Origin of the sequence: Thalassotalea euphylliae, assembly GCF_003390395.1 — a bacterium.
Lineage (GTDB): Bacteria > Pseudomonadota > Gammaproteobacteria > Enterobacterales > Alteromonadaceae > Thalassotalea_F > Thalassotalea_F euphylliae_C.
Map to the genome: position 1 here is coordinate 3,724,143 of NZ_QUOV01000001.1, position 15,705 is coordinate 3,739,847.

A 15,705-nucleotide genomic window follows, 5' to 3' on the forward strand; every position below is an offset into this window, starting at 1 on the left:
TTAATAAAAGAGAATCATTTTTTCCTTTTTTGACATAATCACTCCTTTATTTGGTTAACGCATGGTTAAAGCAGACGACATTTTTCTTTTTGTACAAGTAGTTGATGAAGGCTCTTTCTCAAGAGTGGCAGAAAAACTAGCAATGACAAATTCAGTGGTGAGCAAGCGTATTTCGCGCTTAGAGCAAGAATTAAACGTACAACTTTTCTATCGCACCACGCGCAAGCTCAATCTTACGGAGGCAGGCCATGCGCTTTATGGCAAAGCGCGGTTAGCAAAACAAGCCCTACAAGACGCACAAGACACAGTAACGGGCTACGGCGATGCCGTGCGCGGTAAAATAAAGGTGACAGTTCCCGTTGTCTCGGCTCATGTTATTTTAAGTAGATCTATCGCTGAATTCTGCAAGCTATACCCCGATGTTGAAATAGAGCTAATAGTCACCAATCGCATGGTTGATATTATTAATGACGGCTTTGACTTAGCCATACGTACTGCAGATTTGGAGGATTCTTCACTCATTGCTAGGCGCTTGATCGACTCGCGCTGGGTCGTTTGTGCAAGTCCCGGCTATGTTGCTCAGCACGGCAAACCGCCGCACCCAGCACAGTTAAAAGATCATCAATGTTTGATCTACAAGTATGAAGGAGTGGGGCCAGATAACTGGCAATTTAGCGATCATGAACAAGACTTTTATGTGCAAGTGGTTGGTCGCTTTCACGCCAATAGCTTGGAATCGATTAGGCAGGCACTGTTGAATGATTTTGGCATCGCCTATCTACCACAAGTGTTAATACACGAAGATTTAAAAAGTGGCCGCCTTGTGCCGTTATTAGATGACTACGCGGCAAAAAATTTAGGGGTGTATGCTGTCTACCCACGTTCACGACAACCAGATAAAAAGCTTAACTTATTAGTGGAGCATTTTCGCGACGCTTTTCAACATAAGAAAGAGTATTTTTATTAAGAAGCCGCCAGTTGTCGCATGAAGTGACACCAATAGATTCCACGATGCACTTTCGGTGCTAGCTGCACCGAAAGCGCCATACTCTGCAATGAAAACTACAAATTTTCTTCCGCAAATGATGCTAAACGACTTCTTACTACACCGTTAAGATTAATGGTGGCACTTCCTGGGAAGTCTTTAAATCGCTCGACAATATAGGTTAAACCAGAGGTCACGGCGGTTAAGTAGTTGCTGTCAATTTGTGCCAAGTTACCCGAGCACACTAGCTTAGTCCCTTCACCACAACGAGTAATGATGGTTTTTAGCTGAGAGGCCGTGAGATTTTGACATTCATCCAGCAACACAATGGCATTTTGAATACTACGACCGCGCATAAAGTTGACTGACTTAAACTGAATATTGGCTTTTTCCATAATGTAATTCATGCTGCCACTCATGCTTTCATCTTGCTTGTGCAAAACTTCCAACGAGTCGGTAATGGCCGCCAGCCAAGGAGCCATTTTCTCTTCTTCTGTGCCCGGCAAGAAACCAATTGATTCGGCAATTTCTGGTGTGCTGCGAGTCACAATGACTTTATCGTAGAGGCCACGTTCAATCACTTGCTCTAACGCGGCGGCCAAGGCCAATAGTGTTTTGAGGTATTATAAATTAAAAATAGACACACCGACCGACCGATTAAATGCTATGATTTATATTTATTTATCTGAAAGTCGATAAAAATTTTAAAGTATACCCAAGTTAGCCCTATGAAAAACTATAAAAATAAAAGCATCCTCAGCATCGACAATACAATTTTCCAAACCTTAGCCCCAAAAGGCAGCTTTTTACAACATTGTTTAATCAATTCTAAATGGGATGATGAAAACGAAAAAACCTCATCTCTTGCGCATTACAATTTACGATTAGCAATATCAAAGTTACTGCAACTGATAAATGCTAACGAAGAAGATCACCGAGCATTAATCCATTTATTAGTGAGTAAACCAGAGACTATAACCATCACAGATCTTATCCAAGGTTACAAGTCAGTTGAGCTAGCATTAGTAAACAGCTTTCCGTTGAGCAGAGCCAAAAGCTACAGCACCGCAGTCAGAAACTTTTTCAATTCATTCAGTGCCTCCATAGAAAATGGATTTAATGCATCAGAACTAGCTTATGAAACACTATTATCAACAAATGTAGACTTTAAGAAAAACCCTAACATCGACCTTTTTACAATTGATGTAAAAAATAAAATTAAGTTTACCGTTATTGATCCCGATACTTTTCCAAATCTATTTGTTAAGAACTCGGTTTTACACAATCTTTTAATCAATTTAGAAAACGCTTCAAAAGAACAGCCCTTTGAATACTCCGTCATTGCTGGCTTTAAAAAAGTGTTACGCGAAATTGAGCATTGGCCTGAAAATTCTCAAATAAAAATACTACTCAACAGCCCATTAAACCAATTAACGCTAAATACAATTATCGATGCGCTAATCGATTTTGAGAAAAACTTACATAAAGCGTTGCCAAATAGAAAGTTAAATCAGCTAAGTACACTATTTAGACAGAAGCTCTTTGATCATGGGCTAACTGCTCCTGTGCTAAATAAAGCGAAAGACCTTTTCAAAACCAATTTCAACAGCTCAGGTCAGTTAAAATTTAAGCCACGCTTCATAATACAATGTGAAAACAATGAGCATATTGTAGATTCATTCCAACTACCATTGGTTCTGCCGTTGGAGAGTGTGGGAGAGAATTGTTTTAATCAGTTAGAAAAAATATCAGAAGCCAGCGCTGCCGATACGGACAGCGTAACTGACCTAATAGAAATCTTGATGCTGCTTCAGCAAGGAGGATATAGTGATGCGAGATTACTATTTGCTAAAAAGTCCGAAGACTTGATTACTTATAATGTTTCCAAGGGCTTAATAGATCTAGAGTTATTAATCACCGAACATTTCCCAAATAAGAAGCAAGAAAAGCTGCAACTCATTCGTGACTTTCTGAACCTATGCGATAGTCCAACTCAAAACGGGAGGTTACTAAAAGATTTTGAGATTGATTCAACCATTAATCCAAAAGAAAAAATTAACACTATGGCTTTTCAAGGTTATTCCAAAGCTAACGGTAAAAAGTATGATGTCACCGTAAAGTTTAACCTTACTAAATTAGCGCCATTGTTAAAGCCAAATAGCGTTCTGGTTACAGCATTGAACAACCTACAAACTCACACAGCGACCACGCCAATGCCTGCCCCATCGTTATCTGATATAGAGCGAACTTTGGGCTATGTCGTAGATACATCATTAGAGTCGGCACAAATAAAGCATATCCTTAGCAGCCCATTGTCTGAATTAGAGCAGCGAGATTTCAGGTTGGGTTTTGCTCAGCTTGAAGACATCATCGATGAGCAAGATATACAATTAAAAGCTCCTAGAAGCCAAGGTTTACGTACATTCTTAAGTAATCATGCGGGTAAAATCAACGGCCTGATTGATATAAAAAACTGTGGTTTCAAATCTCGGTTTAGCGCTTCTGATGAAATGAATGCTCAAAAACTAATTGAGCCTGTAGATGAGAATGGCGATGTCTTACCCAGCCCTATTTTAAACCAACAACAATCGCTGTCAGAGCTAAGAAAAAGTGTACAAGAGTACTTTGAAAAGCCAATTAACCAGATACTAAATGCGTGTAAGAAAGAAGTTGAATGCTATAAACAGCTTGTATCTACTTTTAACGATTACACGAAAAAAGACGAAAATGGGGTTTACATCAAAGATATCCCAGAAGAAGTTCTTGCTTTAGTTAAAAACAATCAAGTTGACGAAGGTAGAGGAATTCTAAAGTCACAAGCGAGTTCCATCCGAAAAGAATTTACAAATGAAGTTGTGATGGGGGCTTACCTTCGACATCAACTATCCATTGGCATATCAGGCTCAACTTACTGCTCTCAAAAATCTGAATTAATCCCAACTCATGTGAAACACTGGTTTCCTAACTCAAGTACAGGTATGAGAGATTTTTTTTGGTCAGGCATATTTTTACCAAAAAACATTCTTCTTGTGTGCTTTATCAGATTAGTTACTAGAACCACTTGGAATAAAGATGTAATAGCTACATTGACTCGTGCAAATTTGCCAGAGCAAATGCCAGAAGGACCTTTTGTACTTGCTGGCTTCAAAGAAAAAGTAGGTAAAGAGACTACGCCCGTTACGATTGAGCCACATGAAAAAGAAATTCGTGAGGTGATCAGCTTTCTTATTCAACACCATGACAACATGATACGAATGGACTTTCAACCAGATAGTATTTGGGATACTCCGGGTTCGACAAAACTAAATTTCCTATCGGCAGCTATTATAGACAGGCTACGTGATCACTACACCCTTCCATATTTTCGGATGGAGTTATTAGCCAAACATCAAATGAACCTTAGAAAAGGTATCGACGGTAGCTTGGTTAATTCACAACGAGAACGGAATCATGCAAGCAGTAGAGTCACTTCTGCTTATCTAACGCACCCTATCGCCGTGATTGAATATGAAGCCAACAATGCTGACTTTCAGCGAAAATTTGAGACAACCGTTCAGTTTAGACATAAAGAAGCATCTATAGAGAAATACGGCTTAGATCGTAGCAACATTGACGAGGATTTGATCGTAGCACCAGCGGATCATAAAGAAGAATTGCCAGATTGGTTCATTTTAGCAGACGGTTCATCTTGCACAGATATCTTCGCTGCTGTTGATAAATCTAAGCAAGATAGCATTTGTAAAGGTCGAAAGTGCCATTCAGGGGAAGGCTGCGAGTTTAATCGCGTTGAACTGGGTGTTGATGAATTTGTACGAACCTTGCGACATCAGGCTTATTACATAGCACGCGGTGAGGTGCTGTTGGCAAAGCATGGTAGAGAATATTTTGATGAATATATTGCACCTGATATGCGATTTACATTTGGTTTAGTGAAGTATGTAGAGTTATCCAATCCTCTAATGTTCAAAGAAGCTAAAGGGAGATTAGAAAATGAACAGCAATCTTAAGTACCAGTTCTTAGAAGACATAAAGCCGGAAGATATATTGGAAGAGCATGACGACCTGCTTTTAGAAAATGCAAAACTGTTGCAAGTTACAGATGAAAAGCTCGCTATTGTAGGTACTGTTTTACATTATCATGCAAAGATCACTGGCGCGAAAGCCAATGAAACGGTATTGCAAAAAGGCTCTATAGATCTACGTGATATATGGGTTCCCGGTGCTGCGGGGTGGCAGCACCCAGTGCCTATTTTGGTTTACCCTGACTATGCCAAGGCACTTGTTGAAATCATCGATATCTATGCAAACAGAGCTAAACATACGCCGACATTTGTAAAAACAGGGGTAATGTCGCAAGTTAACGTTGCAGCGCAATTCATTGAATATATGTGCTTACATGGTCATCTCGTACTAAATGGAGTAAATCAAAAGCAAATCGATAAGATGAAAGTAACGCTCAAAGAAGGCGGTATCCCAGCAACACTGGCCTTGCATGAACGAGTTAATTCATTTGTCGATTTGTTAATCGAGAATGACGAATTAGAGCCATTTTTAATCAAAGACGGTAATACCGAAAACTCTAAAGTAACTAGTATAAGAGTACCTAAGATTGCCCAATGTATCGGGGCAGTCAGTCTTGAAAATCAAGTTCCAACTAGTGTTTACCAAAAGGTAACTGAACACCTAAAATCAAAGGGAGTTAAATTCAGTGCTCGTTTAGCATCCAAAGGAGCACCCGCACCTTCCCAACCAGCCGTTAAATCTTTAAATAACTGGTTTGGTACTTGGAATAGGTTTGCAAAACTAGATAATGAAGATCGGATGCAGTTTATTCCTTTTCCTAACCCCAACCAGCTTTCTAAAAAACTAGGTAAAGTAGCTGGTCGCACAAAAAACTTGGATTTAGAGCATGTTGTTGATCTATTGGGCGGTTCACACCTTTGGGTATATGAATACTCATCAAAAATAATCTCTTTGGTAAATGAGATTACCAGCTTAAAAAATCAATATCTTGATGAAGGGCTTCGCCATCGCACACTTACTGAAGGTAGATTTCCAGAATTTTTAGTTAGTTCGAAAAAAGTTAAAGAGCTTGAAAAGCTGTTAGGCATTGAAATCCATAAATCGAGTTTAACCGCTTCAGATAAAGATTCTGAGGCATTCTCTGTAACTGAAGTAATAACATTATTGATGACCGCTTGTTATGTCATATTGCAAACTTATAACGCAAGAAGGCAAGCAGAAATCCAGCACCCTCTTATTGGTATTACGGAAGAGTTCTTCCGCTGCAAAGATAAAAAATTCAATTGGTATCAAGCATGCTTCTATAACGAAAAAAATGGTGAGCGACGTTGGTATACAACCAACAACGGTAGCACTAAAGCGATCCAATGTTTAATCAAATTGAAAAAAGCATGGGGCGCTGTTGATGTTGACGGTTTGTTTAATGTGCCAACTTTTCGAATTGATGAACAAGGTAACTTCAAACACTATAAATATCATTTTAATAAGGGTAAAGATTCAAAGATCACTGGCAACGCCTTCTTAAAAATGATGCTAGGTGATGCCGAAGTGGATATGAAGAGTCACCCATTCAGACGTATCTACGCAGTAATTTATCATTATCAGTATAAAAACGCAGACCTACTAGCGTTATGTCATCAGCTAGGGCATGTTGATCCTGAAGAAACAACAGTATATGTGACAGAGCCTGCCGCTAGAGAAGCCCATGAGCAACTTCATCATAAAACCAAGCTGACTCGAAATGAGAAAGCTGAATCAACCATTGCAATAAAAGAAGAAAATAAAGCTCTAGATAAAATCATCGCTGAAGTAGGTGTTGAAACAACGGCAAAAGACATTCTGGCTTTACTTATGGGCACCGAAGAAATGGCAGGTAAATATACGTCTTATTTGAAAAAGGTTTACCGCGTTTTACAAAAGAGTGTCAGGTTTAACAACTATACCAAAGACAAGTATGGTAAAGACTTTAGTGAATTACATGACGAAGAAAAAAGTAATGAAATGGCTCAAGTGCTGGATGCTAGGGGGCACAAACACAAACCTAAACCACATGCTACTTGCCATAAAAAAGAGGGAGAAGCTAAAAAGCATAAAGCACCATGTGAACCATCTGTATGTAAAGGTTGTGCATACCAAGAAGTAAAGCGAACTCAGCTCAACATTATGAAAGAAGACTTAATCGCACTAAAGGCAGTCCAAGCTGATTATTTGACGCTCCCCGTTGAACGTATGCGAGCTAAGGAACAAAGCGTCAATTTAGCGATTTTAATTGAAAGCCATGAACGCACAATGGAAAGAAGTAAGAGTATTTTCAAAGGGGGTCAACCTAATGGCTAAGACAAATCAAACCCAAGATCCCCAACAAAAAGAAGCTTTTGAGCGCATTGAAAGAAAAGTGGAAATACTTGAAAAGTGGGCAAGCGAGGGAATCCCCTTTGTATTAGTTAATGGTAACAAACAGGTTGATGACAAAGGAAAATATGTCCTTGAATTCTTCCCTAGCAGCCCTACAGGACTTAGAAAGTGGAACGGTAAACAAAATAGTAAGGATGTTGTTAAGCAATATGATATTCCGCCATATACAACATCAGCAAAGTCTCTGGATGCAATACCAACGGGCTTAAAACTCAGAATTTATGGCGACGATAATAAACTTAACATTTGGGAAAGGCTGAAATTTAAGGCCAAGCTGCAAAGCAGCGCTAAAGAAAAAAATGCTCTGCAAGAACTAGAGGAAGAGCTAAAAATATCTGAAGCCAATCATCAGGGATTAGCGTATGAATTAATTGAACTTCGAGTGACTAACAAACACTTAGAGGAAGAAAACAGCACGTTAGAAAACCAGATTGAAAGTGTCCGCTTGTCTATCAAATCACAGCTTGATCTCAAGAAAAAACAACTTAAGCAGTCTGATCTAAAGAACAAGCAGCTCAGCATCGAAAATGCAAAGCTGAAAAAGCTTTTAGACGAACATGGTATCGACTACGAAAATGCTGACGAGAGCACCTCTATTATAGATTTTCCGGGGAAGTAAATCATGGTGAATAAGCGCAGAAAATCTTCTCAGGATATCGGTAAACAGAATGCTAAAAAGATAGCAGATTGGGTAAATACTTCGCCTATTATCCCTTTGTATCAAGGTCGGATTAACAAGACTCAAATTTTCAAAATGCATAATGTGCCTAAATCAACGCTTGATACGAATGAAGATCTACAAAAGTTATTTGCTCCTGATGGTCCAATAGAGAAGCTTGTTCGAAAACAAAAAGGACTTGAGATTGAGTTGCCTGAAGATGTTGAAGAAGAAAGTTCAGCAAAAGAAGATTTAAAAAACACAGTTTCCAATAGTGAGCTTGAATTGAAAGTTAAGGCATTAGAGACACAGCTTAACTCTATTCAATTAGATCTAGCTTCAGAAGAGTTTTTGTTGGCAACAGGTCGGTATATTCCAAAGCTTTACTTGGATGATGGTGACGTGTGATGCAAATAAGCAATATATCGTTTCACGAAGATGTTAAGCAATTAACAGGCGTAGTAACTTTAGTCCGGCATCACACACAAGATAAACGTGGTATTTCTTCCATATTTTTATTAAAGGTTGCCCGTGAGAAAATAGTCGTTAAGGCTGAATTCGGCGCGATCACCTCAATCCCACAAACGGGAGAAATCTGGAAAGCTACTGGTGACTATTTCTTTGATAAAGAATATGGCTCACAGTTCATTGTTGATGAGGCTTTAAAGCTGCACCCCAACGCAGAAATTTCAACAGATGTTCTTTGTGATTTTCTTATCTACAACGCTCATTTTGTCGGTATAAATAGCTATTGGACCAAGAAACTTAAGGTCGCTTTTGGTGAAGGTTTATTTGCAGTTTTACAAAGTTACTCAGCTAAAAAGTTATCTAACTGTAAAAAGCTAAAAATCTCACCAGTTATGGCTCAAAATCTTTGTGATGGTTGGGCTAAGGCTGTTGGTGAAAGTGAATTAAATCTATTTTTTGGACGGCACAAATTACCAGTTGAGTATGTTGAAACGACTCGTCAGCTATTAGGACATGACGCAAGCAGCCTGATAAAAAAGAATCCATATCTGCTCTATCCTATAGCCTCTGTAAATGCTGCAAAGCGGACATGGAAATCACTAGACAAAAAATTAAGAGCTAATTTTGATATCAAATTAAACGATAAGCGCAGAGCTATTTCGTTTATTGAATCAATACTGTATTCGTCATTCAGTAATAACGGTGATATGGCATTACCTGCTGATGAAGTGAAAGCTGAGCTGATTGAAGCGGGAATTGAGCTAGAACTTGATGAAGTTGAAGACTGTGCTTTTCAGACGCTTTGTTTCAACAAACAAAATAACACTATACAAATTTTAGGTCATCAGGCGATTGAGAAGGCAATAAATGCATTATTTCACAGGCGTTTATCTAAGATAAAGCAGCTATTTGATAGGAGTTCATTGGCGTTTGGCGAAACGTTATCAGTACTAGAAAACAATAATATTGAGCTAAACCCTCTCCAGTTACAGGCATTAGGTAATGTCTTTAATCAGCCTGTTTCTTTTATTGTCGGGGAAGCTGGAACAGGAAAGTCTTTGCTATCCCAGATCATCATTGATGTAAGCCTTAATAATTGTATCAACGTTTGGAGAGTTAATTCAGTTGTTTGTAATGAAGACAATATACTGCCTAATTTAAAGGGAGAGTCTATTAATCGCTTCATTTCACAGGCAAAAAAGCGAAACCTAAAAGGCGCATTGTCTGGGGCACTTATCCTGATAGAAAATTCAAATTCAGTTGATATGTTAACGCTGTATAAACTATTAAAGGTTATTCCTCTTAATGCTCACATTTGTTTCATTGGTGACAAATTTACATTACCGCCTATAGGTCCGGGATCGTTTTTCAAACAGGCTGTTGACTTAAAAAGTGAAGCCATAACAGAGTTAGTTGAAGTCAATAATGCCGAGTCCCAACCTGATATCCAACGGCTGTATAGCTCTTTAATTGGCAGCACTGCATCGTCAGTATTTGATGCTATTCCTGCATTTGACGTGTCAGAAGAACAAAGCCTAAGTATTTACCATACTGAAGATAAATCTCACGAGATACTTAGTACCATTACAATCAATATTTGGTTCGAATTGACTTCAATGTTAAGTGATGTACCTAAGATCATTTGCTCTAGTCCACAATTGTGCGATGACATAAACTCTCAAATTCAGCGGGTTCGTTTTGATCGGAAAAAAGTAGCAAAGCTAGAAACAGGTGAATCTGTTTTCTACGCAGGTGAACCAATTATTTTTGCTAAGCCTAATAAATTTGTTGATGTGTCGGTTGGTACGTTGGCAAACATAGTAGAAGTTTACGAAAAGCCTGTCGTTGCATATGGGCGTGACTGTTGGATGAAAATAGAGATTGGCGGTGATTGTATCGATTTGTCTATAGAAGATATTGAAAGCATTGCTCTTTGTTATGCAATTACGGCGCACAAAGTTCAGGGTAATCAATTTAATCATTCCTTGGTTATTTTGGATAATTTCTATTTGATTGATAAATCATGGCTTTACACATGTATAAACGCATCTAAAGAGTCGATGTTATTTATCGGCAAGAGGAGTCAATTAGTCAACACGGTTGATGCCACAGAGTTTAGCGCTAAAAGACATTGTGGTGTTCCGCTTAAACTGGAGGTTTCAGATGAGTAACGGTATTACTGAAACAAAGGTACGCTATGATCGTCGAGATCATTATGTTTACCAAGATATAAGCGGAGAGGTTCTTTGGGCACCGACAGATTTTATCATTGAGCTGGATAGAGATCCTAAAACTAAGCGTACTTATCGAAAGGCTATCAGACGATTATTTAAATTCTTAAACTCTGGCAAACATAAACTAAGCTGGCTTGAAATGAACGACTCACGGATGAGGGAATTTAGGGCATTCTGTTTAAATGAAACAACGGCAGATTCACGCTACAGAGGTAATGAAAACGTTGCCAAGCAAACAGTCAACAGTGATTTTTTGATGCCAATCTATAATTTTTATCATTGGGTACAAAAGCAAGGTACATATCACCCCAATATTCTTGGTTTTGATCCAGCCAATAGGTTTTCATATCAGATCACATCATCATTACTTTTGAAGGAAATTGCTGTATCTAGAAATGAAAAGCCAAATAATAATTCACTTTATCCAGAATTATTCCGAGATTGTGATACCAGAAGCCGAAACAGAAAAGATGCAAGTGAATATGAACTAGAAGAGCTAAATAATTACATAGTTAATGAATATCAAGGCTATGAGCGAGCGTCACTATTGCTAATTGCGCAGATCATGAATGAAACGGGTAGCCGCCCGATTTCAGTTAGTAGCTATCGTAGGCTTCAATTTTCTAAAGAAATCATCGAAAGAGAGTTCTTCCTCAACAAGCAAGATAGTTTATCAATTGTTCCAAAGCTGGCTAAGCAAGGAAATACTATGCCAGTGAGCTTTAGATTCTCAACAGTGCTCGCTGTCAGGAATTTCATTGAGAATGATTTGGAAGAGTTTCTCACCAACAATGATACTGGCAACTACGATGGTCATTTGTTCATAGACTCCAGCAGCTTTAAACCGTTAACGGCGGAAAATATAAGTAAGATCTTCAGTGAAATCACTACAGAACTTGGCTGGCCTAAAGGTAAATCGATTTATTCATTGCGCCATAAATTTGCTGGAGACAGCCTTGATAAGCATTTGGACGCTGCAAAAGAGTTAGGGTTGAACGTCAATGAAACGGCTACAGCACTTCAGATGGAAAGAGAAATGACCCACCGCAGCTCTGGCTCTCTAGAAGACTATATTTCGAGCCGAAAAAGAATGATGCAAGAAACTGATTCATTTAAAAAGTCATTAAAGATTAACGAACTAGAATCAGACAAAACTCGCCTTGAGCTAGAAAGGCAAAAAGCAATAGAAAATGCAGAGCAAAAAGATGCAGAGAATCAGGCACTGTTATTAGAAATTCAAAAGCTACAAAGCCAACTAAAAGACGGCGATATTAATTAGTAAATATCTGAATCGGGGATTTCAAGATCTCCTAGATCACCAACCTGCGAATAAAAAGGATGAGTCTCAAATGTATATATTTTATCATCATCAGACTCGTTATCTTTCGAAACGGCAAAGTCATAGTTTGTAATATCGGATTCTAATGAGTCGAGAACGTCACTAAGTTTTGGGTACTTGAATTCAAGTTTCTTATTCATCGTAAATCTCTATAGTTCGCCCTGAATAGTCATAGTATAGAATGAGAGTCATGGACTCTCCAGTTCAGAAAATGCTAAGAAGTAGTGCTTACGATTAACTTTTTGAAAAGTAACCTATGAGTGGTTACTTTTCAAAGGAGTACAAAATAGTAACCGTTGAAAGGTTATTATTTGGCGGCAAATAAAACATATAGTAGATCTCAATTCTAGTTTTGGAGTTTTTTTAAATACGCAAGCTTAAGGCCAAAATAGTGAAAATAAAAAATCCACACACGCTCAAGCAAGCTTTAGCAAATATGAAGCTCGAAAACTTGTCTCCATCTCCTGAAGTTAGTGTACTTCTGCAACAAGCATTGGTAGATGAGAACATTGACACAGAGGACATAAGAAGCCTATTACGTGCTGCGCATCGTACTGATGAAGTGCGTTAGTATACTGAATATTAATCTTCACGGTTAGCAATTACAAAACCGTGACCGATAACATCCAATAGATAAAGTAATAATTGAGAGAATTATTTCTTCTACATTAAGGTCAATTTTGAATATTGCTATAATGACACTTGTTAATTGAAGAGTCTGTATATGAAAACCATAGGTAAACTTGCTAAAGACCTTAACATTAGCGTTGAAACAATCCGTTTCTATGAGCGCCAAGGTCTGATAAAGCAACCTTTAAAACCAGAATCAGGTTACCGAATGTATGGCGATGCCCTTGTCAATCAACTCAAATTTATTCTGAAAGCTAAAGCATTAGGGTTTACGTTGAAAGAAATTGAATCGCTTATGTCACTAAGTGACAGTTGCGCTGATATTGAGTCGATGGGGTTGCAAAAGCTTAATCTCATTCGTAATAAAATTGCTGATTTACAGCGGTTAGAGAAAGTAATTCAAGATATGACTGATTCTTGCAAGGCCAATCAAGACCCTCAGTCCTGCCCGGTAATAAATTCACTTAAATAGCTATTGACCCCGTACTTATGTACGGAGTTTATACTACCTCAAAAGTTGGGTGGATAGTTATGATCAATAAAATTCTAGATAAAGTAGGCTCTAGTGGCGTTTGGCTAGCCGCCCTTAGCTGCACAGCATGTTTTCCTGCGCTAGGCTCATTGGCATCTGCTCTTGGGTTAGGTTTTCTTTCACATTTTGAAGGAATAGCTGTTAACACCTTATTGCCCTTGTTTGCTTCACTAGCGTTGTTAGTTAATTTCTATAATTGGTATCAACATAAGCATGTGGTAAGAGGCATTTTAAGTGTCATTGGCCCAATTGCTGTATTGTTAACCCTGTACCCTTTGTGGCAGTACAATTGGAGCACTTATCTATTTTATTTTGGGATCATCTGGATGGTCGTTATGTCTGTTTTAGATATTGTTAAGCCCGTTAAGGAACCAGTATGCAAGGCATAGAGTTAGAATCTAAGATAACTTGCCCTGAATGTGGATTTAGCAAAGTTGAATCCATGCCTACAAACGCTTGCCAATTGTAGTGGTATAACAAATTTGGCCACCTAGTTAGAGGTGGTATCATCACCTCATAAAATTGATTAGGTGACAAAATGACAAGAACAGGCAAACGTAATTTCACACCAGAATTTCGATTAGAAGCTGCTCAATTAGTTGTTGATCAAGGTTATTCCGTTCGAGAAGCAGCAGAAGCGATGAGCGTTGGTAAGTCGACAATGGATAAGTGGGTGCGTCAGCTTCGTAATGAACGCAAAGGCATCACCAGCAAAGCCAGCCCAATGACACCAGAGCAGTGTAAGATTAAAGAGCTTGAGAAAAAGATAAAACGCATTGAATTAGAAAAGGAAATTCTAAAAAAGGCTACCGCTCTCTTGATGTCGGACTCGATGAACAATTTAAACTAATTAAACGACTCAAAGAGAGCTATGCGGAATTCACCATTTGCCAAACATTTAATGTTCATCGCAGTAGCTTTAAGTATTGGAATAAGCGCTCTAAGAAGCCGAATAGCAAGCAATTAAAAGAAATCGCTGTCGTTAAGCAAATCCACCGTGAAAGTAATGGCTCAGCGGGTTCTCGTACAATATCCACGATAGCGATAGACCGTGGCTATGATATTTCACGTTTCAGGGCGACAGGCTATATGAAACGTTTAGGCTTGGTGAGTTGCCAGTTACCGAAGCACCGTTATAGAAAAGCAAATCAAGAGCATGTGGCGACACCTAACCATCTCAATCAGCAGTTTGATGTGGTTAAGCCGAATCAGGTTTGGTGCGGTGATGTTACGTATATCTGGGTTGGCAATCGCTGGGCTTATTTAGCAGTTGTTATTGATTTATTTGCGAGAAAACCGATTGGTTGGGCAATGTCACTATCGCCTGATACAGCATTGACGAGCAAAGCACTGATGATGGCTTATGAGATGCGTGGTAAGCCTAAAGGTGTGATGTTCCATAGCGACCAAGGGACGCATTACACCAGCCGAAGCTACCGTCAATTGCTATGGCGTTGTCAGATAAAGCAAAGCATGAGTCGCCGTGGTAATTGTTGGGATAATAGCCCGATGGAGCGATTCTTTAGAAGTTTAAAAACAGAATGGATACCCACAACGGGTTACCGTTCCTTTACTGAAGCTAGAGCTGAAATAACACATTATATTGTTGGTTATTACAGCTCAGTTAGGCCGCATCACTACAATGCTGGTTTAACCCCAAATGAGTCAGAGAAAAGATACTGGCTTGAATACAAAACCGTGGCCAATTTAAGTTGACCACTACAAATGGTATTACGAATGCGAAAGCTGTAAAGCACTACTTAAACCGTTAAAAGGTGATTGTTGCGTTTATTGCTCTTATGGAACAGTAAAGTGCCCTCCTATACAAGAGGGCAATTCATGTTGCTCAGGTAAGTAGCCTAATTTTCGGTGGTTCAGTGTTAGCCAATTAATACTTTAAATGCGATTGCGATTAACACTAAACCACCAAAGAGTTCTGCTTTAGATTCTAACCATACACCACTTTTTTCGCCGATATTCACTCCAATCCAGCTAAAAGCAAACGTCGTGATACCTATTATTAGGCAGGCTAAGAGTATATCTACCTCAAGCAAAGTGATTGCATAACCTGCGGCCATAGCATCAATACTGGTAGCTATAGCGAGAACAAGTAGCACCCGATGAGTAACTTTCGCAATATCTTCTTCAATTCCTTCGGATAGGGACTCATAAATCATTTAGCCACCGATAAATAATAGCAAAATAAAAGCTATCCAAGGTGCATAATCTTCAATCCAAGATGATAATCCTTTACCGCTGAAATAGCCTAAAATAGGCATGAAGCCTTGGAAAAAACCAAAGTAAGCAGCGGCTTTTAAAAAAAGCTTTTCAGCATTTACTACTTTTTTAGAACCTAAACCTATGGATACTGCAAACGCGTCCATACTGAGTGCTATAGCTAACACAAATACTTCAAACAAA

General features: G+C 38.7%; 11 protein-coding genes and 3 pseudogenes. 12 read left to right on the plus strand and 2 right to left on the minus strand.

The annotated features are described in order from the left end of the window. Positions 1-61: 61 nt before the first annotated feature. Positions 62-967, plus strand: coding sequence for a LysR family transcriptional regulator (locus DXX92_RS16295; protein WP_116001578.1), 906 nt, complete (start codon positions 62-64; stop codon positions 965-967). 95 nt (positions 968-1,062) lie between these two features. Here DXX92_RS16295 and DXX92_RS16300 read toward each other — a convergent pair. Then, positions 1,063-1,602, minus strand: a pseudogene (locus DXX92_RS16300) (PhoH family protein); the annotation flags it as partial. Positions 1,603-1,713: 111 nt separating this feature from the next. Between DXX92_RS16300 and DXX92_RS16305 the strand changes: the two are divergent. From DXX92_RS16305 to DXX92_RS19360, 11 genes and pseudogenes are all read left to right on the plus strand, one after another. After that, entirely contained in the window at positions 1,714-4,992 is a 3,279-nt protein-coding gene (locus DXX92_RS16305) for a hypothetical protein (RefSeq protein ID WP_116001580.1), read from the plus strand. Then, positions 4,976-7,345: a hypothetical protein gene (locus DXX92_RS16310; protein ID WP_116001582.1), complete on the plus strand. Its 2,370-nt coding sequence runs from the start codon at positions 4,976-4,978 to the stop codon at positions 7,343-7,345. The genes DXX92_RS16305 and DXX92_RS16310 overlap by 17 nt, the downstream gene beginning before the upstream one ends. Then, positions 7,338-8,042: a hypothetical protein gene (locus DXX92_RS16315; protein WP_116001584.1), complete on the plus strand. Its 705-nt coding sequence runs from the start codon at positions 7,338-7,340 to the stop codon at positions 8,040-8,042. The genes DXX92_RS16310 and DXX92_RS16315 overlap by 8 nt, the downstream gene beginning before the upstream one ends. Before the next feature lie 3 nt (positions 8,043-8,045). Continuing rightward, positions 8,046-8,489: a hypothetical protein gene (locus tag DXX92_RS16320; RefSeq protein ID WP_245961506.1), complete on the plus strand. Its 444-nt coding sequence runs from the start codon at positions 8,046-8,048 to the stop codon at positions 8,487-8,489. Then, a complete protein-coding gene (locus tag DXX92_RS16325) occupies positions 8,489-10,720 on the plus strand; it encodes an ATP-dependent DNA helicase (RefSeq protein WP_116001587.1) in 2,232 nt (743 codons plus the stop codon). Before DXX92_RS16320 ends, DXX92_RS16325 begins: the two co-directional genes overlap by 1 nt. After that, positions 10,713-12,062: a hypothetical protein gene (locus tag DXX92_RS16330; protein ID WP_116001589.1), complete on the plus strand. Its 1,350-nt coding sequence runs from the start codon at positions 10,713-10,715 to the stop codon at positions 12,060-12,062. The genes DXX92_RS16325 and DXX92_RS16330 overlap by 8 nt, the downstream gene beginning before the upstream one ends. A gap of 496 nt (positions 12,063-12,558) precedes the next feature. Then, positions 12,559-12,693, plus strand: a complete 135-nt coding sequence (locus tag DXX92_RS19355) for a hypothetical protein (protein ID WP_281269088.1) — start codon at positions 12,559-12,561, stop codon at positions 12,691-12,693. Between the two features lie 153 nt (positions 12,694-12,846). After that, positions 12,847-13,224, plus strand: a complete 378-nt coding sequence (locus DXX92_RS16345) for a MerR family transcriptional regulator (RefSeq protein WP_116001594.1) — start codon at positions 12,847-12,849, stop codon at positions 13,222-13,224. A 59-nt stretch (positions 13,225-13,283) separates the two neighbouring features. Next, positions 13,284-13,673: an organomercurial transporter MerC gene (gene merC / locus DXX92_RS16350; RefSeq protein ID WP_116002479.1), complete on the plus strand. Its 390-nt coding sequence runs from the start codon at positions 13,284-13,286 to the stop codon at positions 13,671-13,673. Positions 13,674-13,822: 149 nt separating this feature from the next. Further along, positions 13,823-15,000, plus strand: a protein-coding gene (locus DXX92_RS16355) for an IS3 family transposase (RefSeq protein WP_115999378.1) whose coding sequence is annotated in 2 segments (ribosomal slippage) — positions 13,823-14,090 and positions 14,090-15,000 — 1,179 coding nt in all. Because the reading frame shifts where the segments join, the coding sequence is not laid out codon by codon here. Between the two features lie 10 nt (positions 15,001-15,010). Then, positions 15,011-15,142, plus strand: a pseudogene (locus tag DXX92_RS19360) (GDCCVxC domain-containing (seleno)protein); the annotation flags it as partial. 22 nt (positions 15,143-15,164) lie between these two features. On the opposite strand, the pseudogene DXX92_RS16360 reads toward DXX92_RS19360, so the two are convergent. Further along, positions 15,165-15,704: pseudogene (locus DXX92_RS16360) on the minus strand (manganese efflux pump MntP family protein). Between the last annotated feature and the right edge of the window lies 1 nt (position 15,705).